At 66.4% G+C, this 23,241-nt stretch carries 21 protein-coding genes and 1 tRNA gene; 7 read left to right on the top strand and 15 right to left on the bottom strand.

Translation table 11 applies throughout. The annotated features are described in order from the left end of the window. Positions 1–12 precede the first annotated feature (12 nt). Complete coding sequence (gene mfd, locus ACP7C5_RS14975; RefSeq protein ID WP_426264831.1) at positions 13–3,588, top strand: transcription-repair coupling factor; 3,576 nt, start codon at positions 13–15, stop codon at positions 3,586–3,588. Between the two features lie 128 nt (positions 3,589–3,716). On the opposite strand, the gene ACP7C5_RS14970 is transcribed toward mfd, so the two are convergent. Continuing rightward, positions 3,717–4,172 (bottom strand): YybH family protein, encoded by a 456-nt coding sequence (locus ACP7C5_RS14970; protein WP_426264830.1) that lies wholly within the window; start codon positions 4,170–4,172, stop codon positions 3,717–3,719. A gap of 14 nt (positions 4,173–4,186) precedes the next feature. Next, positions 4,187–6,175 (bottom strand): putative bifunctional diguanylate cyclase/phosphodiesterase, encoded by a 1,989-nt coding sequence (locus ACP7C5_RS14965; protein WP_426264829.1) that lies wholly within the window; start codon positions 6,173–6,175, stop codon positions 4,187–4,189. 207 nt (positions 6,176–6,382) lie between these two features. Here ACP7C5_RS14965 and ACP7C5_RS14960 point away from each other — a divergent pair, with 207 nt between their 5' ends. After that, positions 6,383–7,177, top strand: coding sequence for an NAD kinase (locus ACP7C5_RS14960; RefSeq protein WP_240699022.1), 795 nt, complete (start codon positions 6,383–6,385; stop codon positions 7,175–7,177). A gap of 103 nt (positions 7,178–7,280) precedes the next feature. Here ACP7C5_RS14960 and ACP7C5_RS14955 read toward each other — a convergent pair. From ACP7C5_RS14955 to ACP7C5_RS14945, 3 genes are all read right to left on the bottom strand, one after another. Next, positions 7,281–7,355 (bottom strand) — tRNA-Asn (locus ACP7C5_RS14955). A 62-nt stretch (positions 7,356–7,417) separates the two neighbouring features. After that, positions 7,418–7,945, bottom strand: a complete 528-nt coding sequence (locus tag ACP7C5_RS14950) for a DUF2141 domain-containing protein (RefSeq protein ID WP_165954452.1) — start codon at positions 7,943–7,945, stop codon at positions 7,418–7,420. 34 nt (positions 7,946–7,979) lie between these two features. Next, complete coding sequence (locus tag ACP7C5_RS14945; RefSeq protein WP_426264828.1) at positions 7,980–8,570, bottom strand: hypothetical protein; 591 nt, start codon at positions 8,568–8,570, stop codon at positions 7,980–7,982. A gap of 294 nt (positions 8,571–8,864) precedes the next feature. Between ACP7C5_RS14945 and ACP7C5_RS14940 the strand changes: the two genes are divergently transcribed. Beyond that, positions 8,865–9,473 (top strand): CC0125/CC1285 family lipoprotein, encoded by a 609-nt coding sequence (locus ACP7C5_RS14940; protein ID WP_189676926.1) that lies wholly within the window; start codon positions 8,865–8,867, stop codon positions 9,471–9,473. Positions 9,474–9,593: 120 nt separating this feature from the next. On the opposite strand, the gene ahcY is transcribed toward ACP7C5_RS14940, so the two are convergent. Further along, positions 9,594–11,027 (bottom strand): adenosylhomocysteinase, encoded by a 1,434-nt coding sequence (gene ahcY / locus ACP7C5_RS14935; protein ID WP_133187511.1) that lies wholly within the window; start codon positions 11,025–11,027, stop codon positions 9,594–9,596. A gap of 104 nt (positions 11,028–11,131) precedes the next feature. Continuing rightward, positions 11,132–11,704: a YqgE/AlgH family protein gene (locus ACP7C5_RS14930; RefSeq protein ID WP_426264851.1), complete on the bottom strand. Its 573-nt coding sequence runs from the start codon at positions 11,702–11,704 to the stop codon at positions 11,132–11,134. A 119-nt stretch (positions 11,705–11,823) separates the two neighbouring features. Between ACP7C5_RS14930 and ACP7C5_RS14925 the strand changes: the two genes are divergently transcribed. The 4 genes from ACP7C5_RS14925 (at position 11,824) to ACP7C5_RS14910 (ending at position 14,798) form a co-directional block, all read left to right on the top strand. Next, positions 11,824–12,303 (top strand): peroxiredoxin, encoded by a 480-nt coding sequence (locus ACP7C5_RS14925; protein ID WP_133187507.1) that lies wholly within the window; start codon positions 11,824–11,826, stop codon positions 12,301–12,303. Positions 12,304–12,412: 109 nt separating this feature from the next. Next, positions 12,413–12,676, top strand: coding sequence for a hypothetical protein (locus tag ACP7C5_RS14920; protein WP_322159553.1), 264 nt, complete (start codon positions 12,413–12,415; stop codon positions 12,674–12,676). A gap of 84 nt (positions 12,677–12,760) precedes the next feature. Next, positions 12,761–14,215, top strand: a complete 1,455-nt coding sequence (locus ACP7C5_RS14915) for an AMP nucleosidase (RefSeq protein WP_322159555.1) — start codon at positions 12,761–12,763, stop codon at positions 14,213–14,215. A 70-nt stretch (positions 14,216–14,285) separates the two neighbouring features. Continuing rightward, entirely contained in the window at positions 14,286–14,798 is a 513-nt protein-coding gene (locus ACP7C5_RS14910; protein WP_426264827.1) for a hypothetical protein, read from the top strand. Positions 14,799–14,841: 43 nt separating this feature from the next. Here ACP7C5_RS14910 and ACP7C5_RS14905 read toward each other — a convergent pair whose 3' ends face one another. From ACP7C5_RS14905 to ACP7C5_RS14870, 8 genes are all read right to left on the bottom strand, one after another. Next, positions 14,842–15,582, bottom strand: a complete 741-nt coding sequence (locus ACP7C5_RS14905; protein ID WP_426264826.1) for an SIMPL domain-containing protein — start codon at positions 15,580–15,582, stop codon at positions 14,842–14,844. Next, positions 15,576–17,414 (bottom strand): M2 family metallopeptidase, encoded by a 1,839-nt coding sequence (locus tag ACP7C5_RS14900; protein WP_426264825.1) that lies wholly within the window; start codon positions 17,412–17,414, stop codon positions 15,576–15,578. Before ACP7C5_RS14900 ends, ACP7C5_RS14905 begins: the two co-directional genes overlap by 7 nt. A gap of 52 nt (positions 17,415–17,466) precedes the next feature. Continuing rightward, a complete protein-coding gene (locus tag ACP7C5_RS14895; RefSeq protein ID WP_426264824.1) occupies positions 17,467–18,228 on the bottom strand; it encodes an alpha/beta fold hydrolase in 762 nt (253 codons plus the stop codon). Beyond that, complete coding sequence (locus ACP7C5_RS14890) at positions 18,209–18,394, bottom strand: hypothetical protein (protein ID WP_426264823.1); 186 nt, start codon at positions 18,392–18,394, stop codon at positions 18,209–18,211. Before ACP7C5_RS14890 ends, ACP7C5_RS14895 begins: the two co-directional genes overlap by 20 nt. 57 nt (positions 18,395–18,451) lie before the next feature. After that, positions 18,452–18,973 (bottom strand): hypothetical protein, encoded by a 522-nt coding sequence (locus tag ACP7C5_RS14885; RefSeq protein ID WP_426264822.1) that lies wholly within the window; start codon positions 18,971–18,973, stop codon positions 18,452–18,454. Further along, positions 18,973–20,001, bottom strand: a complete 1,029-nt coding sequence (locus ACP7C5_RS14880) for an aspartate-semialdehyde dehydrogenase (protein WP_189676917.1) — start codon at positions 19,999–20,001, stop codon at positions 18,973–18,975. The genes ACP7C5_RS14885 and ACP7C5_RS14880 overlap by 1 nt, the downstream gene beginning before the upstream one ends. Before the next feature lie 61 nt (positions 20,002–20,062). Next, entirely contained in the window at positions 20,063–20,779 is a 717-nt protein-coding gene (locus ACP7C5_RS14875; protein ID WP_189676916.1) for an MgtC/SapB family protein, read from the bottom strand. A gap of 158 nt (positions 20,780–20,937) precedes the next feature. Beyond that, positions 20,938–23,166, bottom strand: a complete 2,229-nt coding sequence (locus ACP7C5_RS14870) for a DPP IV N-terminal domain-containing protein (RefSeq protein WP_426264821.1) — start codon at positions 23,164–23,166, stop codon at positions 20,938–20,940. Between the last annotated feature and the right edge of the window lie 75 nt (positions 23,167–23,241).

Raw genomic sequence — 23,241 nt, 5'->3', positions numbered from 1 at the left:
TCGAAAGTACCGATGCCAAACCTCAACACGATCCTCACCGCCAAGACCCCACTGACGCTCGCCGGCGTGCCAACCGGGTTCGAGCCGTGGCTGCTCGCCGACCTCGCCCGCGCCGCCAAGTCGCGCGCGGTGTTCGTCGCGCCCGACGAGGCCGCGATGCGCGCCATCGCCGCGACCGCGCAGACCTTCGCGCCCGAGCTCGAGATCCTCACCTTCCCGGCGTGGGACTGCCTGCCCTACGACCGCGCTTCCCCCACGCTGCGGGTGATGGCCGAGCGCATGGCGACGCTCCACCGGCTGCAGCAGCCGATCAAGGGCCCGCAGCTCCTGCTCACAACGGTCAACGCGGTGGCGCAGCGCACGCTGACACCGTTCCGCATCCGCCAGCTCGTCGCCAAGCTCGCGCCAAAGGAGCGGATCGGTCGCGACAAGCTCGCCGCGCAGCTCCAGGCGAACGGCTATGTCCGCGTCGAGACCGTCGCCGATTCGGGCGAGTTCGCGGTGCGTGGCGGCCTGGTCGATCTGTTCCCGAGCGGCGAGGAGCACGCGCTGCGGCTCGATTTCTTCGGCGACGAGATCGAGAGCGTCCGCACCTTCGACCCCGCCGACCAGCGCACGACGGGCCGCGTCGACGGCTTCATCCTGCTCCCCGCGTCGGAAACGCTGATCGACGAGGACAGCATCAAGCGCTTCCGCGCACGCTACCGCGAGCGCTTCGGCGCGACCGCAACGGGCGATCCGCTCTACCAGGCGATATCCGAAGGGCGGCGCTTGGCGGGGATGGAGCATTGGCTCCCGCTGTTCGAAGACAAGCTCACGACGCTGTTCGACCACCTCGGTGACGATGCTGTGATCCTGCGCGACGCAGGGTCGGTCGCGGCGGCCGAGCAGCGGTTCGAGGCGATCACCGATTACCACGCCAACCGGGTGAAGGCGCAGGTCAGCGATCCCGGCAGCTATCGTCCGCTGCCGGTCGATGCGCTGTACCTGACCGCCAAGGATTTCGCGGCGCGGTTGGACGAGGCGCCGACGCACCGCATCACCGCGTTCCATGAACCCGAGAGCGCGAGCGTGCTCGACTTCGGCGTCGACGGCCCACGCGATTTCGGGGCCGAGCGCGCGAATGGCGCGAACGTGTACGAGGCGGTGGTGCATCATCTGCGCACGCTCGAACGCGATGGGCGGAAAGCGGTGCTGGCGAGCTATTCGGCGGGCGCTCGCGAGCGGCTGGCGGGGTTGCTGCGCGATCATGGCGCGACGAACCTCAAGCTGGTGGACACGTGGCAAGAAGCGCTCGGCGCTTCTGCTCCTACTTCCCCCCTCCCGCCTGCGGGAGGGGCTGGGGGTGGGCGCGCGCCCTCAAAGTCAGCAACCGCTGATGGCGCGAGCCCACCCCCAACCCCTCCCGCAAGCGGGAGGGGAGGACATGGCGCGACGGTCGCGCTCATCATCCTCCCGCTCGACCACGGCTTCTCCAGCCCCCAAGTCGCGCTCCTCACCGAGCAAGACATGCTCGGCGACCGCCTCGTCCGTCGCGCCAAGCGCAAGAAATCGGCCGACGCCTTCCTCGCCGAACTGGCGATGCTCACGCCGGGCGATCTCGTCGTCCATGCCGACCACGGCATCGGCCGCTACGAGGGCCTGACCTCGATCCCCGTCGGCCAGGCGCCGCACGATTGCGTCGCGCTCACCTATGCCGGCGGCGACAAGCTGTTCGTCCCCGTCGAGAACCTCGAAGTCCTCAGCCGCTACGGCTCGGACAGCGAAGGCGCGAGCCTCGACCGGCTCGGCGGCGAAGCCTGGCAGCGCCGCAAGTCGAAGATGAAGGAGCGGATCCGCGAGATCGCGGGCGAGCTCATCGCCACCGCCGCCGAACGCGCGCTGCGCCCCGCCGAGACGATCGATCGCGACAGCGGCTATGCCGCCTTCGTCGATCGCTTCCCGTACGAAGAAACCGACGACCAGGACCGCGCGATCGAGGACGTGATGGGCGATTTGCTCAAGGGCACGCCGATGGACCGCCTCGTCGTCGGCGACGTCGGCTTCGGCAAGACCGAGGTCGCGTTGCGCGGTGCGTTCGCCGCAGCGATGGCGGGGCTGCAAGTCGCAGTGGTATGCCCGACCACCCTCCTCGCGCGCCAGCATTTCAACAATTTCACCGCGCGCTTCGAGGGCTTCCCCTTGAACGTCGGCCGTCTGTCGCGGCTTGTCCCCGGCGCCGAGGCCAAGGCGACCAAGGCGGGCCTCGCCGACGGCACGATCGACGTCGTGATCGGCACCCACGCGATCCTCGCCAAGGGGATCGAGTTCAAGCGCCTCGGGCTCGTCGTGGTCGACGAGGAGCAACGCTTCGGCGTCACGCACAAGGAGCGGCTGAAGGGCCTCAAGACCGACGTCCACGTCCTTACCCTCACCGCCACGCCAATCCCGCGCACGCTGCAAATGGCGATGTCGGGGATCCGCGAGCTGTCGGTGATCCAGACCCCGCCGGTCGATCGCCTCGCGGTACGCACCTACATCATGCCGTGGGACCCAGTCGTGCTGCGCGAGGCGCTGCTGCGCGAACATTATCGCGGCGGCCAGAGCTTCTTCGTCACGCCGCGCATCGCCGATTTGCCCGAGATCGAAGCGTTCATGCGCGATCACGTCCCCGAGGTGCGCTACGTCGTCGCGCACGGCCAGATGGCGCCGAGCGAGGTCGAGGAGCGGATGTCGGCCTTCTACGACAAGAAGTTCGAAGTGCTGATCTCGACCACGATCGTCGAGAGCGGGCTCGATATCCCGAGCGCCAACACGATGATCATCCACCGCGCCGACCGCTTCGGCCTCGCCCAGCTCTACCAGCTGCGCGGGCGCGTCGGGCGCGCCAAGACGCGCGCTTATGCCTATCTCACCACGCCCGAGAACCGCACGCTCAGCCAGACCGCCGAAAAGCGGCTCAAGGTGCTGAGCGACCTCGACACGCTGGGGGCGGGCTTCCAGCTCGCCAGCCACGATCTCGACCAGCGCGGTGCGGGCAATCTGCTCGGCGACGAGCAATCGGGGCACATCAAGGAAGTCGGCTTCGAACTCTACCAGTCGATGCTGGAGGAAGCGATCATGGACGCCAAGGCCGGCGGCCAGCGCTTGCGCCCGAAGGATTTCTCGCCGCAGATCACGGTCGACGCGCCGATCCTCATCCCCGAGGAATACGTCCCCGATCTCGACCTGCGGATGGGGCTGTACCGACGCCTCAACGACCTCGAGGACCAGAACCAGGTCGAGGCGTTTGCCGCCGAGCTGATCGACCGTTTCGGCAAGCTCCCCGCGCCGACCGAGAACCTCATCCGCATCATCGAGATCAAGATGAACGCCAAGAAGGCGTGCGTCGCCAAGATGGACGTCGGCCCCAAGGGCGCGCTCGTCACCTTCTTCGACGACAAGCCGCCGAATGTGGAGGGGCTGCTGGCATGGGTCGCCAAGCTCGACGGCGTCGCGCGGTTGCGGCCCGACAGCAAGCTGGTGGTCACGCGCACCTGGGGCGATCCCAAGGCGCGGCTACACGGCGCGCTGCAATTGTCGAAGGGGTTGGCGAAGGCGGCGGGGTAACGCGCCCTGCCCAGTCGGTTCCCCGGCGAAGGCCGGGGCCCAGTAGCGGAGCGGAAGAGCATCGGGCGCTGCGCCCGCTCAGCTTCGGCGCGCTGCTGTGCCCCGGCCTTCGCCGGGGAACAATGGGGTCACGAACTATGGTCCGCGATGATCCGCCACCCCGCCCGCTCCTTGCGAAACACCAGCGAGGTCATCCCCGACTGTTCTTTGCCATCGGCGGCGCGCAGCGTGTAGCGGCCGATATAGAGCGCATGACCGCGATCGAGCAGTCGGAAGTCGAGCGTGACGAAGCTCAGCACGCCGCGCTTGCCGACGTCGGCGAAGTCATATTTGGTACGATAGCGCTCGGCCATCACCGCCTTGCCGCGCAGCACGCCGGTCTTCGTTACGAAGCTTGTCTCGGGTGCGTCCGAATACACCGCCATGAAGCGCGCGAGATCGCCCGCATTCCAGCCCGCCGCGCTATCGGCCATCGCCGCCTCGACGCCGGCTTGCGGCGAAAGCTGCGCCACGGGGGCTGGCGGTTGTGCGGCAACCGCAAGCGGCACTGCGGCGAGGAACATTCCCAAGGCAAGGCGCTTCATTCCGGTACCTCCAGCTAGCGCGCGACCAGCGCCTCGAGCGCCTCGACCGAGATCGGTTCGGCGCATAGGAACCCTTGATAGATCTGGCACCCCTCGGCCGCCAGCGCCTCGAGTTGCGGCTGCGTCTCGACCCCCTCGGCGATCACCGTCAGCCCGAGCGAGCGCGCCATGTCGATGACGCCGCGCACCACGATCCGGTCGCGCGCCGACCCGGTGATGTCCTGCGCGAGCTTCTTGTCGATCTTGAGATAATCGAGCGGCAGCGCTTTGAGATAGGCGAGGCTCGAATAGCCCGTCCCGAAATCGTCGATCGCGATCCGGCACCCCGCCCCGCGCATCACCGACAGCAACGCCGAGGCGATGCCGAGATCCTCGATCAGCCCGCTCTCGGTGATTTCAAGCGTCAGCCGCGTCCGCGGGAAGCCGCTCGCATCGACGCGGTCGAGAAACAGGTCGGCGAAACCCGGCCGCGCGATATCGGCCGCGGTCAGATTGAGCGACAGCCGCAAGCCCGCCAGGGCCGCAGGCCACGCCGCCGCCTGCGCGAGCACGACGCGCTGGATATGGTCCGACAGGCCGATCTCGAGATCGGCCCGCGCGGCCGCAGCGAACAGCGTCTCGGCGCCGATCGTGCCGAGCACACCATGCTCCCAGCGTGCCAAGGCCTCGACGCCAACGATCGCCCCGGTCGAGACCGACACCTGCGGCTGGTACAGCACGCCAATCTCGCCGCGCTCGAGCGCATGGTTGAGCTCGACCGCAAGCTGGTCGATCGGCGCATCGCCTTGCTCGGCGTCGGCGACGCGCATCGTCGCGGTATCGGATTCGCGCGCGTCGGCCAGCGCCTCGCTGACGCGGCGCAACAGGCTTGCCGCGCTATCGTCCGGCAGGGCCTCGGCCAGCCCAATCCGGCAGCCGAGCACGGCGATCGAATCGCCCGTCACGAACGGACGCGCCAGAGCGTGCGCGATTCGCTCGACCACGAGATCGATCCGCAACCGGATGCTGCGGGCCGCAACCAGGAAGGTCGACCCGCTGAGCCGCACGATCAACGCGTCGCGCCCGAGCATATCGCGCACGACATCGTCGATCCGCTTCTGCGCGCTGCTCAGCAAGGCGTCGCCCGTCGCGCGGCCATAGGCTGTATTGACCATGTCGAAGCGATTGAGCGCGATTAGCATCGCGTGCAGCGGCGCGCCGGTCTCGTCGGCGAGCCGCCGCGTCAGCCAGCGCCGCGCGCTCCCCGCATCGCGCGCGCCGGCAAGCGATTCGCGCAGCTCGGCGGCCGGCTCGGGCGCGCTGCCGAGCGGTTCGACCACGGCGTCGATCCGCCCGCCTTCGGCGTCGAGCTGGAGATGCTGCACCACGCGCCCGACCGTCGTCAGGTCCGAATCATGCGCAAAGGCGGTGGCCGGACGGTTGGCCGAGACCCGGCGCAGCGCCGCCACGGCAGCGATGCGATCACCACGGTCGAGCCGTCGCAGCATCGCGCGCACGCTCGGCTCGTCGTCGATCGCGAGCAAAGCTGCGAGCCCCGGCGTGAGAATGAGCGTCCGGCTGATCAGATCGTAGCGCCAGCCGAGCGGCGCGAAGACCGGCCCTGCCGCCCATTCGCGCGCCATCCGCTCGGCATGGCGCGCGGCAAAGCGGACCGCCTGGAGGAATTCAGCCTCGCTGAACGGGCTCGCCAGGAAATGCGTGGCCCCCGCACCGTAAAGCGCGGCGATCGTCGCCGCCTCGCCGCGCGAAACCAAAGCGAGCAGCGCGCCACCATTCGCCTCGACCGCGCCGCTCATCGTGCGTGCCGCTGCCACCCCATCGGCCGGCGCGCCGCGCGCATCGATCACCGCCACCGCGGCGCCGCTCGACAGGAAGCGTCGCTCGGCCCCGCCCGCCCGGCGCGCGGCGACGACTTGCCAGCCAGCGCCCGCCGCCAAGGACGCCAGTTCGTCGCGCTGTCGGAACGACAGGATGAAAAGCGGGGCGTTGGGCGTACCGGTCATGCAACGACCCTAATGCGCCGTCTTGGGTTAAAGAAGAGGGTGTTACCGCCGCAATCGCCCTTGTGACGCTCGATCCGAAGCCCTAGCTCCAAGCAAGATGACCAGCGCGCCTGTTCTTGCCGACCGTCCCGACCGCAAGGCCCGCGCTGTGCGTGGCTTCGCGCTAGCGGTCGTGGCAGCGCCGCACACCACCAGCGGGAACGCGCCATGACAGTTTCCGCCAACATGGCCGGCGCGCGCCGCGCGCTGGTCGCGTCCCCGACCCAGGCCGCGCAGGACGCCGCCGCGATGCTGTCCGACGCACACGATTGGGTGCCCGTCGAGGACGCCGAACTGATCGTCGCGCTCGGCGGTGACGGGTTCATGCTCCAGACGCTCCACGCGATGCTCGAGCGGCGCAAGCCGGTCGTGCCGGTATTCGGGATGAACCTCGGCACTGTCGGGTTCCTGATGAACGAGTGGCGCCCGCACGGGCTCGATGCGCGGCTCGAGCGAATCAAGGCGTTCAAGGTGGTGCCGCTGGCAATGACCGCGACGACGGTGGGCGGCGAAAGCTTCGCGCTCCCCGCGATCAACGAAGTTTCGCTGCTGCGCGAAACGCGCCAGACCGCCAAGCTCGAGGTCACCGTCAACGACCGCATCGTGTTGCCCGAGCTTGCGTGCGACGGCATCTTGGTCGCCACGCCGGCCGGATCGACCGCGTACAATCTCTCGGCGCAAGGACCGATCCTGCCGCTCGGCTCGAACATGCTCGCGCTGACGCCGATCAGCCCGTTCCGCCCGCGGCGCTGGCGCGGCGCGATCCTGCCCGACAAGGCGCGGATCACGCTGCGCGTGCTCGAACCCGCCAAACGTCCCGTCAGCGCGGTGGCCGATCAGCGCGAGATTCGCGATGTCGCGCGCGTCGAGATCATGATCGACCGCACGCGCGAGCTGACACTGCTGTTCGATCCCGAGCACGCGCTCGACGATCGGATTACGATGGAACAATTCGCGGCCTGACCCGCGCGACGCATCGCGGCGAGTGCGGAGCGAAACATTGATTTCTGGGAGATGGTGACCGCGCCTAAGCGTTAGGCTGCGGGTCACGCACTGCGGTGGAAAATGGCTCCCCGAGTTGGATTCGAACCAACGACCAAGTGATTAACAGTCACCTACTCTACCGCTGAGCTATCGGGGAACACTGCAGTGGCGTGCCTATAGCAGCGGGTTTCGCGAACGCGCAAGGCCCGTAATGCGCTTTTATCGCAATGGGCTGAATCCGCGGAGTCCGCGCAGATATTGCGTCTCGATATCGAGTACCGAAACGCCGTTGCCCACCTCGACCGTCGCGTTGGCGAGCGGCGGGCGCGCGCGGCCGATGCGGGTGTTGCTGCGCAGCCCGACGCCGTCCTGCCAAAAGTCGAACTTGTCCTGCGCGCGGCGCGAATGGAGGAACAGCAGCGCATAGCGCCCCGGATGCGGCACGCGGATGCACATCGCGACTTGCCCAGCGACCGGCGCGTCGACGGTCACGCGGCGAAACACCTTGCCCTCGGCGAGCAACTCGGTGTCGGAGCGCATGAAGTCGGCGTCGTTCGCGGGATAGAGCTCGAGCTTGAGCTGCCCGCGGCGGTCCTTGAGATCGAGCACGTTGACTTGGATCGCCGGCCCCTTGCCCGAGCTGCAATGCGCGGCATCGGTGCCCATGATGCCGCCGGCCTGCGCCACGCTCGGAAGTGCCAGCATCGCGCCGCAGACACCCAGCGCGAGATTCAAGATCGTCTTCATCGTCAGTCCCACAAACGGTGGCGTATCGCCCACTTCAGAACCGCAGCCCGAACACCACATTGGCGATCGGATTCATCCCGCCGCGCGCGCGGTTGCTCAGGCGGTCCATGGCGCGCGGCAAATTGGCATTGGCGTTGCCGATCAGGCTGCCGACCTCGACCCCGAACAGCGCGTTCTTGAAGGTGCCCGTATAACCGACCGTCGCGGCGGGCGTGTGGCGGTTGAAGCCAGTCCGCACCGCATTGCCGCTGCCAGGCAGACGCGGGTTGTACAGCAGGCCAGCAGTCGCCTTCTCGGCGTCCTTGAGGAAATTGGCGACCTGGAAGAAGCGCATGCCGGCGGAGAGCCGCAGGCCGCTGCCGCCGAGCGGATAATAATCGATCATCGAGCTCGCGAAGCGATGCTGCATCGGGCCTGTAGGATCGCCAAGCGGGCTGATGCTTGTCGAAGTGGTCAGCAGATCGGTGCGCATGCGGAAATCGGGGGAGAGTTTCGCCTCGACCGGCAACATCCGTTCGACGACCGTGGACAGCGGCGAATCGAGCGCGTCCGCCGGCGCGGCGGATGCGGCGACCGGCATGGTCGCGGCGATCAGTCCCAACGAAACCCCGAGCGCAATCCGCATGGCCATCCTCCCGAGCCGACCGCAAGACGCCCCCGCCTGCAATCGCTCTCGATACCGTGACGGCGCCAGCGCGAGAGAACCGCCAGATACCGTCCCCGGCTGCGACAAAACGGTTCGTCGCATCGACGAACGGATTTCCGCATTCGTCATCGCTGCGTCAGTTGCGGTTCATGTGGCCCGCGCTATCGGTGACGCGACCAGAAGATTGGCGGAGCCTTGCGCCACCTCGATCGTTCTGCGCTTCATGGCCCGCACGGCACGGTTCGCCGCACTGGACCGCCTCTGGAGATCGAAATGCCGATAGCTTCCCCAACGCTTAGAAAATCCCTGGTGGTCGCGCTCGGCGCCGTCACCCTGCTGACGTCCGCTTGCGCTACCGAATCCACCTATGGCCCCGCGGTCGGACGCGGCTTCGAACGCTCGGGCTATAGCGATCGCCAGATCGAGGCGAACCGCTTCATGGTCAGCTTCTCGGGCAACAGCTACACCGCGCGCGACACGGTCGAAAAGTATCTGCTGTATCGCGCAGCCGAACTGACGGTCCAGAACGGTGGCGATTATTTCGTCTTCGCCGATCGTGAAGTCGACAAGAAGACGCGCACCTATACCACGCCCGGAATCGGCGGGTTCGGCGGCGGCTTCGGTTATGGTGGCGGCTTCGGTGGCGGCTATTGGGGCCCGAGCTGGCGCTATCGCGGCCGTGGCTTCGGCTGGCGCAGCTGGGATCCGTATTTCGGCGATCCCTTCTTCGACCGCGGGATCGACGTCAACACGATCGACAAATACGAAGCCAATGCCGAGATCGTGATCGGCAAGGGTCCGAAGCCCAAGGACAACATTCGCGCATTCGACGCGCATGACGTGATCGCCAACCTCGGGCCGAGCATCGTCACGCCCAAGTGATCGCGCGCCCGGTCGCGCCCAGCGCGGCCGGGACCTGATACCGAATACGAAAAAGCCGCACCCGCTCTTGAGCGGATGCGGCTTTTTTGTTGGAGCGGCGCCCGTGGGGGCGCCGCGTCCTTAGTAGCGGTAGTGGTCGGGCTTGAACGGGCCTTCGACCGGAACGCCGATATAGCCAGCCTGCTTCGGGGTCAGCTGCGAGAGCTTCACGCCGAGCTTTTCGAGGTGGAGCGCGGCGACCTTCTCGTCGAGGTGCTTCGGCAGGACGTAGACTTCGTTCTTGTAGTTCTCGCCCTTGGTCCACAGCTCGATCTGCGCGAGCGTCTGGTTGGTGAACGATGCCGACATCACGAACGACGGGTGGCCCGTGGCGCAGCCGAGGTTTACCAGGCGGCCCTTGGCGAGGATGATGATCTGCTTGCCATCGGGGAACTTCACCAGGTCGGTGCCCGGCTTCACTTCGTCCCACTCATAGTTCGACAGCGCGGCGATCTGGATCTCCGAGTCGAAGTGGCCGATGTTGCAGACGATCGACATCGGCTTCATCGCCGCCATGTGCTCGGCGGTGATGACGTCGGCATTGCCGGTCGCGGTGCAGAAGATGTCCGCGCGAGTCACGGCCTCTTCCATCGTCACGACTTCGAAGCCCTCCATCGCGGCCTGCAGCGCGCAGATCGGATCGACTTCGGTGACCATCACGCGCGCGCCGCCGTTGCGGAGCGACTGCGCCGAACCCTTGCCGACATCACCGAAACCGGCGACGCAGGCGACCTTGCCGGCGAGCATCACGTCGGTCGCGCGACGGATCGCGTCGACCAGCGATTCCTTGCAGCCGTAGAGGTTGTCGAACTTCGACTTCGTCACCGAGTCGTTGACGTTGATCGCCGGGAACGGCAGCTCGCCCTTCTTGGCGATCTCATACAGGCGGTGGACGCCGGTCGTGGTCTCTTCCGAAACGCCCTTCAGGTTCTTGACGGTCTCGGTCAGGTAACCGGGATACTTCGCCACGAACGCCTTCAATGCGCGCTGGAATTCGACTTCCTCGTCATTCTCGGGCTCGCCCATCGTGTGGCCGGCTTCGAGCTTGGCGCCCCACAGCGCGAACATCGTCGCGTCGCCGCCGTCGTCGAGGATGATGTTGGCGGTCTGGCCGTTGCCACCCTTGTCGGCGTCTGCGCCCCAGTTGAAGATGTCGCCTACATAGTTCCAATAGTCGGCCAGGCTCTCGCCCTTGATCGCGAACACGGGAACGCCCGTCGCGGCGATCGCGGCAGCGGCATGGTCCTGCGTCGAGAAGATGTTGCACGTCGCCCAGCGGACGTCGGCGCCGAGCGCGGTCAGCGTCTCGATCAGCACTGCGGTCTGGATCGTCATGTGGAGCGAACCGGTGATGCGCGCGCCCTTCAAAGGCTGCGATGCGGCGAATTCCTCGCGCAGCGCCATCAGGCCGGGCATCTCGGTCTCGGCGATGTTGATTTCCTTGCGACCGAAATCGGCAAGCGTGATGTCGGCGACGACATAGTCGTTCGCAGGGCGGTCGAGAACGGTGGCCACGGGGCTATCTCCGGTTGTGTGATGCCGCGCCCCTACCCGCAAAACGCCTGCGGATCAAATATAAAGATATCTTTATATCTTGCCCGGAAATCCGGAAAACCGTCTCACGCCCGGCCGGCTTGGCTCACCAGCAGGCGCGGATCGATCCCGGCAATCGCAAAACCCGCCTCCCAGCGGGCGTCGGCCGCGACATCGTACAGGAGATCCGGCGTCGCCGCGACGTTGAACCAGCCATGCCGCGTCATCTCGCCATCGAGCTGCCCCTCGGACCACCCGGCATAGCCGAGCGCGACAAGCCAGCGCGACGGGCCACGGCCCTCGGCAATCGCCTTGAGCACGTCGATCGTCCCCGACAGCCCCCACAGCGCACCCGCCGCGCCGGCCACTTCGATCGTATCCTGCCCGGCCCAATCGAGCGTGTGGAGCACGAAGCCGCGCCGCGGCTCGACCGGGCCGCCGAAATGCACCGGGGCATCGGGCGCAACGCCCGGATCGATCTCGAGCTGCTCGAGCACGGCGTGCAGCCCCAGCCCCTCGATCGCCGTGCCGACCCCGATGCCGAGCGCACCCTCCGCGTCATGCGCGCACATCGCGATCACGGCATGATCGAAGCGCGGGTCGCCGATCCCGGGCATCGCCAGCAAAAACTGGCCGGTGAGAAAGGTCGCTTGGTCCATGCCCTGAACATAGGCCCGCGACACGCGGCTCGCCACGCTTGAAATTCGCGCGCGCCTGCACGACGTACGGCGCGCCGCTCGCACTTTCTTCACCGGGCGGCGCAACAGGAGAGATTTCCATGACGATCAGCGTCGGCGACCGTATCCCGAGCATCACCCTCACCAAGGCCACGGCCGATGGCCCCGATCAAATCAGCTCGGACGAGTTCTTCAAGGGCCGCAAGGTCGCGCTGGTCGCGGTACCCGGCGCCTTCACCCCGACCTGCTCGGCGCGTCACCTGCCCGGCTTCGTCGACAAGGCTGCCGAACTCAAGGCCAAGGGCGTCGACGAGATCGCGTTCACCTCGGTCAACGATGCCTTCGTAATGGGCGCATGGGGCAAGGCGAGCGACGCTGGCGATATCGTGATGCTCGCCGACGGCAATGCCGATTTCGCCAAGGCCGTCGGCCTGACCTTCGACGGTTCGAAGTTCGGCATGGGCGAGCGCAGCCAGCGCTATTCGATGCTCGTCAACGACGGCGTCGTCGAGCAGCTCAACGTCGAAGCCCCCGGCGCGTTCGAAGTCTCGTCGGCCGAGCATCTGCTGAGCGAAATCTGACCCTCGTCGCGGCGAAGCGAGCGATCGCGACGCCGCGCCGATCGCGCTCACGGAACCTGGCCCGTCTCAATGAGTTGCTAGGGATGAGTTCATTGGAAAGGGCAGTGCCATGAGCGACGACAAAATCGATTCGACCAAGTCCGCGGCCAGCACGACCGAAACGATCATCGAGCAGGCCGAAGGTCTGTTCGAGCAGGCCAAGGACGCCGTGACCGAGGCGTTCACCGCGACGGTCGACGCGGCCAAGGCCAACCCGCTTGCCGCTGCCGGAATCGCGGCAGGTGCAGCAGCGGCGATCGCTGGTGCGGCGTTCGGGGCGAGCAAGCTGCTCGCCAAGGATGACGAGCCGACCAAGACAGACGCGAAGGCCTGACAGCCTCAAGATCGCGTGCCATCCCGGCCAACGTCGGGGTGGCGCCGACTTGCCAGCGTAACGGTCCCGGTTTAGCCCTTTGGGATGACGCAAGCATCCGACATCGTCGCCGAACTCGATCGGCTCTATCGCGCCTCGGTGGCGCGGCTTCAGCAGGCGCTGACCGCCTATCTCGCGACGGGCGAACAACCCGCACCCGAAAGCCGCCACGATGGCAGCTTCGCCTATCCCGAAATCCACCTTCACTATCGCGGTGGGAGCGACCGGCCGACGCCAATGCGATCGTTCGGCCGGCTCGTCACCGAGGGCGATTACGCGATCAGCGTTACCAAGCCCGCGATCTTTGCCGACTATCTCACCGAACAGTTGACGCTGCTGATCGAGGATTACGACGTCACGGTCGAGGCGGTCGCGGGGCGGCAGGAAATCCCTTTCCCGTATGTGATCGATCCCGGCCACGCGCTCAGCCTCGACCAAGTCTCCGCAGTCGAACTCGCGCGCTATTTCCCGGCAACCGAGCTCGCGCATATCGGCGACGAGATCGCCGACGGCCTATACGAAGTCAGCGACGGCGCGCGCCCGCTCGCGCTGTTCGATGGCCTGCGCACCGACTTCTCGCTCGCGCGGCTGCGGCATTACACCGGGACGCCGCCCGAGCATGTCCAGCGCTACGTCCTGTTCACCAACTATCACCGCTATGTCGACGAGTTCGTCCGCTGGGCGTTCAGCCAGCTCGCGCCTGGATCCGACGGCACACCGTCGCGCTACAGTGGCGTGTCGGGTGCGGGCGGCGTGCTGCTGCGCGCGGGCGACGATGTCGAGGCGGCGCTCGCCGATACCAGCGCATGGCGGCGGCACCAGATGCCGGCCTATCATCTGATGGCGGCGGACGGCACCGGGATCACGCTCGTCAATATCGGCGTCGGCCCGGCGAACGCCAAGACGATCTGCGATCATCTGGCGGTGCTGCGGCCCGAGGCGTGGCTGATGATCGGCCATTGCGGTGGCCTGCGCCCGAGCCAGCGGATCGGCGATTACGTGCTCGCGCACGCCTATCTGCGCGACGATCACGTGCTCGACGACGTCCTGCCCCCCGCGATTCCCGTCCCCGCGATCGCCGAGGTCCAGCTCGCGCTTGCCCGCGCCGCCGAGACGATCTCGGGCCAGTCGGGCGACGAGCTCAAGCGGCGGCTGCGCACCGGCACGATCGTCACCACCGACGACCGCAATTGGGAGCTGCAATATTCGCGCAGCGCCCTGCGCTTCTCGCTCAGCCGAGCGGTCGGGATCGACATGGAATCGGCGACGATCGCCGCGCAGGGCTATCGCTTCCGCGTGCCCTATGGGACGCTGCTGTGCGTCTCGGACAAACCGCTCCACGGCGAATTGAAGCTGCCGGGGCAAGCCAACCGCTTCTACGAACGCGCGATCAGCGAGCATATGCGGATCGGCATCGAGGCGTGCGAGGAATTGCGCCGCGAGGGGCAGAAGCTCCACAGCCGCAAGCTCCGCGCGTTCAACGAACCCCCCTTCCGCTAAGCCACGCCCCGTTGGGGGACACCCCGGCGGCTTCGTGCGTTACGCAAGCTCAACGAACAAGGACGACCCCATGGCAACGCCGCCCAAAAAGCCGACCGATACTGAGTCTAAGCGCCCGGCGGCGGACGCATCTGCGACGCCGCCCCCACCGGCCAAGGCCAAGCCCGCCACCCCGCGCAAGACAGCGGCCACCAGCAAAACGCCAGTTGAAGCCACGGTAAAGGCCACCCCGACCAAGGCCCCCGCCCCGCGCAAGCCCGCCAAGCCGCGTCCGACGACCTCGACGCGCGCGACGGCAAGCAAGCCAGCGACCGCGCGCAAGGCGCCTGCCAAGACGACTGCCGCCGCCGCCGCCGCCGCCACGCCGCGCGCCAAGTCAGGGAGCCGCTGGGGCAAAGCCACCGTCGTCGGCGGGATCGCCGCGATCGGCGCAGCCGCCACCGCCGCGCTCTTCGCCCTGCGCTCGAGCACGCCGCGCGATGAAAAGCTCAACCCCGGCGCCCACGCGCATCAGGCCGACGGCACCGATTCAAGCGCGTCGTTCGAAGCCGGGATCGCCGACGAAGGCACGGTTCCGGAGTAAGTCCGGACGGTGATCGGTCGTAGTGCGACCGATCACCTCTTGATCACCGCTCGGCCAGCCTGAATTCTACCGTCAGCGTCACATCGGTCGCCACGGAGTCGCTAGGAGCCGAGGCGGCGAGGCCGATCATCCGGACCATCTGACCTGCAAAATCGGTCGAGTTCCAGTCCTGCTTCTCGCTGATCCTGGTCAGCGTGGCAGGTCCGGATCCTAGCGACACGGCGTACGCAGCAGCTTCCTGCCTTGCCTTGGCCAATGCTTGCTGCTTGGCCGCACGCCGCGCTGTCGTATCGTCGATCGAGATCGCGAGCGGCTTTTCGGCCGGTTTCGCATCGGCCGCCGTAAGCGCCGCAATCGCCACGGACCGATTTGGCGCGTCAAACGAAACCGGTGCATTCGCACCGAGCCGCTCGGCCGGCTTCGGCTTCGTCGCCGCTCCGGGACTTGCGAGCAGATCCTTCAAATCGACCGTATTGCAACCATACGACCCGCGCGTGCCGGACATCGCCCCCATCATCCCGGCGAGCGAGGGCCGTTCGAGCGGCTGCGCCTTGGTGACGCCGATGGCCCGCAGGCTCGCTTCGAGCTCGGCGACCTTGCGCGCCAACGCCGCATCCGCCTCGGCCTTTGTAGCACCGCAGGCGAGGACGTTGCCCGAGACGCGAAAGCGATCCGCGGGCGTTTCAACGTGTCCGGAGGCAACGATCTCAACCGTCACAGGCGGGCTCCCGCCGGTGACGGCCTGGCCCGCGAGAACGGCCATGATCAGGAAGGACGTTACCATCCGCTTGGCTTCCCCTGGTTCTGCTTGTCCAACCACGCCTTGAGTGGCGCGAAATACTCGACCATCGCCTGGCCCGACAGCTCGCGGCTGCCGGTGAACGCCTGCAGCGCCTCGGGCCACGGCTTCGACTGGCCCATCGCGAGCATCGCGTCGAGTTTCGCGCCGACTTCCTTGTTGCCGTAGAACGAACAGCGATGCAGCGGCCCGGTCCAGCCCGACTGCTTGCACGCCGCCTGATAGAATTGGAACTGGTAGAGCCGCGCGAGGAAGTAGCGCGCATACGGCACGCTCGCCGCGACATGGTATTTCGCGCCCGGATCGAAGCGCGTCTCGTCGCGCGGCACCGGCGGGACGATCCCCTGATACTTCAGCCGCAGCTCGTTCCAGCTCTTCTCATACTGCGCCTCCGGCGTCGCGCCCGAGAACACGCCCCAACGCCATTTGTCGATCAGCAGGCCGAATGGCAGGAAGGCGACCTTGTCCATCGCCTGCTTGAGCAGCAGCCCGATATCCTTGTCGGGGCTCGGCACCTTGGCGGGATCGAGCAGGCCGATCTTGACCAGATAATCGGGCGTGATCGAAAGCGCGACGAAATCGCCGATCGCCTCGTGAAAGCCGTCGTTCGCGCCATTGCGGTAGAGGAAGGGCTGCGCGTTATACGCGCGCTGATAGTAATTATGGCCCATCTCGTGATGGATCGTGACGAAGTCGTCGCCATTGACCTTGGTGCACATCTTGATCCGCAAATCATTGACGCTGTCGACGTCCCACGCCGAGGCATGACACACGACTTCGCGGTCGGCCGGCTTGACGATCTGCGAGCGCGCCCAGAAGGTATCGGGCAGCGGCTTGAAGCCGAGCGAGGAATAGAAGCCCTCGCCGGTCTTGAACATCTTGATCGGATCGTAGCGCTTGGCCTTCAGCAGATCGCCGACGTCGTAGCCGACATCGCCTGCGCCTGCCGGGGCGACGACATCATAGATATTGCCCCATTCCTGCGCCCACATGTTGCCGAGCAGGTCGGCGCGGATCGCGCCGGTCTTGGGCTGCACCGCGTCGCCATATTTCGCGTTGAGCTTCCAGCGGACATAGGTGTGGAGCGCCTTGTAGAGCGGCTCGACCTGCTTCCACAGCGTGTCGGTGGTCGCCTCGAACTGCGCAGGCGTCATGTCATACCCTGAGCGCCACAGCGCGCCGACATCGGCATAACCGAGCCCCTTCGCGCCCTGGTTGGCAATCACCACCTCGCGCGCGAAATCCTTGCGCATCGGCGCGCCGACGGCGTCGTGCCAGCTGACCCACATCTCCTTCGATTTGGCAGGATCGCGCACCTCGCCCATCGCCGCCTCGATATCGCTGCCGTTGATCGGCTTGCCGTCGAGCGTTCCCTTGCCCTTGCCGTAATCGGAGCCGAGCTTGGTCACGATCGTCGACAGCTCGGCTGCAGCACCCGGCGTGGTCGGCGCGGGCAGCGTCAGGCCGTTGCGGAGCAGATCGAGCTTGCGCTTGGTGTCGAACGACAGGCCGGGCAGGCTCGCATATTTCGCGGCCTCGAGCGCGAGGCGGACCTGCATCTCGGTGCCCTCGGCGCCGAACTTGGCGGCGATCGCATCGGTGTCATCGGTGATGTAGGTCGCGTTGATCCACGCCGCCTGCTGCGCCGGGGTAGAGAAATCCGCGAGCTCCTTTTCCGCACGCGCGACGAAGGCGTCGGCCTCAGCGGTGGTGGGGGCGGCCGTCGCGGCAGCGGGCGCCGGCGCGGCCGCGGCGAGCGTCGGCGTGGTCGCCAGCGCCAGAACGAGCGCGAGCGAAGAAATACCTGTGCGGATCATGGAAAGCCCCGTTTTACGTGATGCGGCAATCTGTGCCGCATCCCGCGCCCGGTCAAGCCGCGAGAAACTCTGCGATTGCCGCGCCGAGCTCGGGCTTGAGCACCGCGCTCATATGGTTGCCCGGCACTGACCGGAAGGTCGCATGCCGCATCGCTTCGGCGAGCGCTTCGCCCGAGCCATTGTCGTCGTCATCGACGCCGGTGACAACGAGGGTCGGTGTCTCGATCGCCGCGATCGCTGCGGCGGGCGTATCGACGAAGGTGTCGAGGATGCGCAGCAATGCCACCGGATCGCCGCCGGTGGTCTTGAGGAACGCCTCGGTCAGCCACTCGCTGCTCCCGCGCGCGAAGCTGCCGAGGTTGGTCAGCACATTGTGGAAATAATGCCCGCGCCCCGAGGTGTGGAGGATGCCCTCGAGCCCCATCCCCGACAGCACCGCGCGCCGCGGGGTCGCGCCAGTGGCAAGCATTCGCATCGTCGTACGCCCACCGAGCGAATAGCCCGCGAGATCATAATCGGAGAGCCTAAGGTGCTCGATCAGCGCGAAGCCGTCGCGCATCAGCACGTCGGGCGGATAGCTGGCGGCATCATGCGGCTTGGCGCTGTCGCCGTGCGCGCGCAGATCGGGCATGATCACGCGGAAACCGGCCTCGGCGATCTTCGCGGCGTGGCCATATTTGATCCAGTTGATCGTCGCGTTCGAGAAGAAGCCGTGGATCAGCACGACAGGGCGCCCCTCGCCCATTTCGCGCCATGCCAGGCGGGTGCCATCGAAGCTCTCGAAGAACTGCGGTTCAGTCGGGGAGTTTGCCAAGCGCTTTCATCCATCGATCGGCCGTGGAGGGATTATCCGCCACGCGCGTCGTCGTCGGAAGGTCCTTAGTGTCGAGCCATGCCGCGTGCCAAGTCTCGGGCGAGAAATGCTGCATCGGGCGGAAACGCGACGGGTCGTCGAAGCTGCTGACGGTGATACAGATCATACACGCGGGCTGAGTCTACGGAGCGTGCCCGCGCCGAACCGTCACAGCAACCGAGCATCATGCGACAGACGGCAGGATGGCGTCCTTCCCGCGATCATGTGCTGTCGACCGATGACATCCCACAAGGTCGAAAAAGGCCCGCGGCGAGTCGTCACGCTGTCCGGCAGCGTCGAAGAAATGCCAGAGATCCAAATTGGGGATCAGCAGATGCGCTGGCGCGGCGCTGCCGCGCTTGGGCAGGCTCGACAAGAAGCGATAGCGGGAATCGAGGAGGAAGAAGTCCAGGTCTCCCCTGCGCTCCACCCGTCGCTGCGCCTCCAAATCTTTCGACCGATCGAGCAATGCGGTCCCGCGGATGTGGCGCCCACCGTCGGTGCCGCCATACCAAGGCAGCCAATAACTGGTGCGCCCGGTCTTTACGCCGTGGACAGCCACCACCACGCCTTGCGGCCAGTCCTCGTTGATCGGCGCATTTTCGAAATGGACCGTGACACCCGGATTGCTGCGCAGGACGTAGCGCGCATTCGCGACGGGGCACATGTGCACCGCCGCGACTGCCAGCAAACCGAGTCCGATCATCAGTCCCCCTTGTTGAGATACCGCCGCCCGAGCAACTCCGCGATCTGCACCGCGTTCAACGCCGCACCCTTGCGGAGATTGTCGCTAACGCACCACAAAGACAAGCCATTCTCGACGGTCGAATCCTCGCGCACGCGGCTGATGAAGGTCGCATATTCGCCGACGCATTCGACCGGCGTGACGTATCCGCCGTCCTCGCGCTTATCGACGAGCATCACGCCGGGCGCCTCGCGCAGGATTTTCTGCGCCTGTGCCGCCGAGATCTCGTTCTCGAACTCGATGTTGATCGATTCCGAATGCCCGACGAACACCGGCACGCGCACGCAGGTCGCGGTGACCTTGATCTTGGGGTCGAGGATCTTCTTGGTCTCGACCACCATCTTCCACTCTTCCTTGGTCGACCCATCGTCGAGGAAGCTGTCGATGTGCGGGATCACGTTGAACGCGATCTGCTTGGTGAACTTCTTGGCTTCGGCCGAATCGCCGACGAAGATGTTGCGCGATTGCTCGAACAGCTCGTCCATCCCCGCCTTGCCCGCGCCCGACACCGACTGATAGGTCGAGACGACGACACGCTTGATCTTGGCGAAATCATGCAAGGGCTTGAGCGCGACGACCATCTGCGCGGTCGAGCAGTTGGGGTTGGCGATGATGTTGCGCTTGGTATAGCCCGCGATCGCGTCGGGGTTCACTTCCGGCACGATCAGCGGCACGTCGGGATCCATGCGGTAGAGCGACGAATTGTCGATCACCGTGCAACCCGCCGCGGCAAAGCGCGGCGCGTGGATCTTGGTCCCTTCCGAGCCGATCGCGAACAGCGCCATGTCCCAGCCTGTCGGATCGAAATGGTCGATATTCTGGACCTTGAGCTTGCGCCCCGTCTCACCGAAATCGACCTCGTCGCCCTGGCTGCGCGACGACGCGACGACGGCAATATCGTCGAGCGGGAACTCGCGCTCCGCCAGAATATTGAGCATCTCGCGCCCGACATTGCCCGTCGCACCCGCGACCACGATCCGATAACCCATAACTTCCTCCAATTCGGAACGCGCCCGTAGCGACATTACGCCGGCGCGTCCAATCGCTTTGCTAATCGTGCGTGCGCGCCTGCCAGGTCGCATGGGTTATTCCATGCACCGTTGCGAGATGATCGGTCAGCGCATCGAGCTCGCTGACCGCTATATTGGTACTGACGAGCTTGGCCACAATCTCCACCCGGTCCTCGCCACGCGAGATGATGTCGAGTTCGGCAACGGGCAGCTGCGCGGTCTCGAGATGCTCGGTCAGCAAGTCGCCCATCGGGCCGGCGTCCTCGGCATCGGTGGTGATCGTCACGCTATACGTCGCCTCGACGCTGCGCCCCTCGAGCGGGATGCGGTTGATGGCATCGACCAGCGGGCGCAGCATCGTGTTGGCGAGGATGACGAAGCCGGTGAGCAGTACCGCCTCGGCGATCATGTCGCTCCCCGCGATCGCGCCGACCGCAGCCGAGCACCAGAGGGTTGCGGCGGTGTTGAGACCGCGGACGTTCATCCCCTCCTTCATGATCACGCCCGCGCCGAGGAAACCGATCCCCGACACGACATAGGCGATGATCCGGATCGACTCGACGTCGCCACCCAAGCGCTGCCCGAGATCGACGAACGCCGCCGAACCGAGCGCGACCAGCGCATTGGTGCGAAGGCCCGCGGTACGCTGGCGATACTGGCGTTCTGCACCGATCAGCGTGCCGAGGATGAAGGCCGCGACGTAGCTGACGACGGTGTCGAGGAACGGCCAGAGGTGGAAGGTGGTGAGGAACCGCATGATGATGGCCGCCCTAGCCCGATTGTCTCGCTACCGCCTCCCCGGCGAAGGCCGGGGCCCAGGAGCGAAGGTAGAGGTAACGGAGCGCAGCCGCTCGCATGCTCTCGTGTCGCTCCTGGGCCCCGGCCTTCGCCGGGGAAGTATCAGCGCCGTTATTCTTACTTCTTGTCCTTCACGTTGCGATCGAGGAACGTCAGGATCGTCCCCCACAGATGCTCGCTGATCCCCGGCCCACCCACACGGTGGGTATAGCCCGGGTAGAACATCATCTCGAACGGCGTCGCGGTCGCCTGCATCCGTGCCGCAAACGCCGTCGAGTTGGTGAAGACGACGTTGTCGTCGGCCATGCCGTGGATCAGCAGCAGCGGATCCTTGATGTCGGGCGCCTTGCCGAGCGCGTCCGACGCGAGATAGGCCTGCTTGTCGGCGACCGGCGAGCCCATGTAGCGCTCGGTATAATGGGTGTCGTACTGCTCCCATTGCGTCACCGGCGCACCCGAAACGCCGGCGGCATAGACGCCCTGGTTCGCCTCGAGCATCTTGAGCGTCATGTAGCCGCCATAGGACCAACCATAGATCGCGACCTTCGCGGGATCGACGAACGGCTGGCTCTTGATGAACTTCGCGCCCGCAAGCTGGTCGGCGACCTCGACCGTCCCCATCGCGCGGTAGATGTGATCCTCGAACGCCTTGCCGCGATTGTACGAGCCGCGATTGTCGATCTGGAAATAGATATAGCCGTGCTGCACCAGGTACTGCGGCAACGCGCCGCCCCAGCCGCGCGTGACCTGCTGCCCGGTGCCGGGGCCGCCATAATGCTGGAAGAAGACCGGATATTTCTTCCCCGGCTCGAGCGGCGGGGTGATCATCTCGTAATAGAGCTCGGTACCGTCGTCGGCCTTGATCGTGCCGAACTTGGTCTGCTGGTGGCTGGCGAGATACGGGTAGTATGGATGCCCTGGCTTGATCGCATTCTCGTTGATCCACGACAGCCGCTTGCCGTCGACGTCGGCGAGATAGACCTGCGTCGGCTGCGTCGGGCTCGAGCGCGAGACGATCATCCGCGTCGCGGCGTCGTCCATCGTGCCGTTGTTCCACCAGCCGGCTTCGGTGAGGCGCGTGATTACGTTCGGGCGCGCGATGTCGACCGAATAGAGGTGCTGCTCGAGCACGCCATCCTTATTACCGGTAAAGAACAGCCGCCCCTTGGCCTCGTCGACGCCGAGCAGCGCCTGGACGACCCAGTCGCCCTTGGTCAGCGCGGTCCACGTGCCCTTGTCGAAGCGATAGAGATGGCCGAAGCCGGTCCGCTCCGACCGCCAGATCAAGCTCCCGTCCTTCATAGGACGATAGGCGTCGGACAAATTGAGCCAGCTGCGCGTGCCCGATTTCTCGGTGAACAGCACCGTGGCCTTGCCCGTCGCAGGATCGACCTTGAGCATGTCGAGCGTCTTCTGGTCGCGGCTCTCGCGCTGGACGAACAGCGCGCTGCCGTCGGGCGTCCAGTCAACGCGCGCGAGATAGATGTCGGGATTGCTGCCGAGGTCGACCTTCACCTTCCCCGACCCGTCCGCCTTCATCACGTACAGCGCGACCGCGACGTTGGGCGTCCCCGCGGCAGGATAGCGCTGGTCATAGACCTTGGTTCCGTTCGCACCGATCGCCGCACGCGTGACGATCCCGACGGGCGCCTCGTCGAAACGCTCGACCGCGATGTGGCTGTCGGCAGGCGACCACCAATATCCCGTCCGCCGGTCCATTTCCTCCTGTGCGACGAACTCCGCCTCGCCCCAATGCACCGTCCCGCCGCCATCGCTGCTGACGGCACGCGCATCGCCGCCGCCGAGCGGCTGGACGAAGAGGTTCTGCCCGCGCACGAAGCTGACGAAGCCACCCTTGGGGCTGATCACCGGGTTGAGCGCGCCATCGCCCGGCGCGTTGGTCAGCCGTCGCGTCGTGCCATCGAGCCCGGCGAGATAGAGGTCGCCATCGATCGGCACGAGGATCGTCTTGCCATCGGGCGCCCAGTCATAGGTGACGATCCCCTTCGAGCCCGCGATGCGCGCGCGCTCGCGCTGCATCTTCTCGGCCTCGGACAGTTCGGCGCCCGAGCCGACCTTCTTCGAATCGACCAGCATCCGCTCGACGCCGGTGCGCGTGTCGCGCGCCCACAGGTCGAAGCGCTCCTTCTCGTCGGCGCGCGGGCGCAGCGAGGTGAGCAGCGTACCATCGGGCGAGAGCTTGACGCCGCGCGGCTGGACGCCCGAGAGGTCGGGGCTGCCGAATACCGCTTTCAGCGTCAGCGGGGTGGCGACGGGATCAGCAGCCATGGCCGGCACCGCCGCACAGGCGAGCATCACGCCCGCAAAAGCCCAACTCGCCCGCATCCCGCATCTCCAGTCCCTGTCGCGCCCCAGACGGGCGGTGGAGCGCGCTTATCGCGGGCCCCGCGCGCCAGGTAA

The sequence above is a fragment of the Sphingomonas sp. PWP1-2 genome (genome assembly GCF_049898305.1).
In the GTDB taxonomy this organism is placed as follows: domain Bacteria; phylum Pseudomonadota; class Alphaproteobacteria; order Sphingomonadales; family Sphingomonadaceae; genus Sphingomonas; species Sphingomonas glacialis.
Note: the sequence above shows the minus strand (reverse complement) of the source record. Positions and strands in the feature narration are given on the sequence as shown.

Coding starts and splice junctions, on each gene's coding strand:
- mfd (WP_426264831.1), top strand. CDS start 13: ATGCCAAACCTCAACACGATCCTCACCGCCAAGACCCCACTGACGCTC.
- ACP7C5_RS14970 (WP_426264830.1), bottom strand. CDS start 4,172: ATGAAGCGCCTTGCCTTGGGAATGTTCCTCGCCGCAGTGCCGCTTGCG.
- ACP7C5_RS14965 (WP_426264829.1), bottom strand. CDS start 6,175: ATGACCGGTACGCCCAACGCCCCGCTTTTCATCCTGTCGTTCCGACAG.
- ACP7C5_RS14960 (WP_240699022.1), top strand. CDS start 6,383: ATGACAGTTTCCGCCAACATGGCCGGCGCGCGCCGCGCGCTGGTCGCG.
- ACP7C5_RS14950 (WP_165954452.1), bottom strand. CDS start 7,945: ATGAAGACGATCTTGAATCTCGCGCTGGGTGTCTGCGGCGCGATGCTG.
- ACP7C5_RS14945 (WP_426264828.1), bottom strand. CDS start 8,570: ATGCGGATTGCGCTCGGGGTTTCGTTGGGACTGATCGCCGCGACCATG.
- ACP7C5_RS14940 (WP_189676926.1), top strand. CDS start 8,865: ATGCCGATAGCTTCCCCAACGCTTAGAAAATCCCTGGTGGTCGCGCTC.
- ACP7C5_RS14930 (WP_426264851.1), bottom strand. CDS start 11,704: ATGGACCAAGCGACCTTTCTCACCGGCCAGTTTTTGCTGGCGATGCCC.
- ACP7C5_RS14925 (WP_133187507.1), top strand. CDS start 11,824: ATGACGATCAGCGTCGGCGACCGTATCCCGAGCATCACCCTCACCAAG.
- ACP7C5_RS14920 (WP_322159553.1), top strand. CDS start 12,413: ATGAGCGACGACAAAATCGATTCGACCAAGTCCGCGGCCAGCACGACC.
- ACP7C5_RS14915 (WP_322159555.1), top strand. CDS start 12,761: ATGACGCAAGCATCCGACATCGTCGCCGAACTCGATCGGCTCTATCGC.
- ACP7C5_RS14910 (WP_426264827.1), top strand. CDS start 14,286: ATGGCAACGCCGCCCAAAAAGCCGACCGATACTGAGTCTAAGCGCCCG.
- ACP7C5_RS14905 (WP_426264826.1), bottom strand. CDS start 15,582: ATGGTAACGTCCTTCCTGATCATGGCCGTTCTCGCGGGCCAGGCCGTC.
- ACP7C5_RS14900 (WP_426264825.1), bottom strand. CDS start 17,414: ATGATCCGCACAGGTATTTCTTCGCTCGCGCTCGTTCTGGCGCTGGCG.
- ACP7C5_RS14890 (WP_426264823.1), bottom strand. CDS start 18,394: ATGATCTGTATCACCGTCAGCAGCTTCGACGACCCGTCGCGTTTCCGC.
- ACP7C5_RS14885 (WP_426264822.1), bottom strand. CDS start 18,973: ATGATCGGACTCGGTTTGCTGGCAGTCGCGGCGGTGCACATGTGCCCC.
- ACP7C5_RS14880 (WP_189676917.1), bottom strand. CDS start 20,001: ATGGGTTATCGGATCGTGGTCGCGGGTGCGACGGGCAATGTCGGGCGC.
- ACP7C5_RS14875 (WP_189676916.1), bottom strand. CDS start 20,779: ATGCGGTTCCTCACCACCTTCCACCTCTGGCCGTTCCTCGACACCGTC.
- ACP7C5_RS14870 (WP_426264821.1), bottom strand. CDS start 23,166: ATGCGGGCGAGTTGGGCTTTTGCGGGCGTGATGCTCGCCTGTGCGGCG.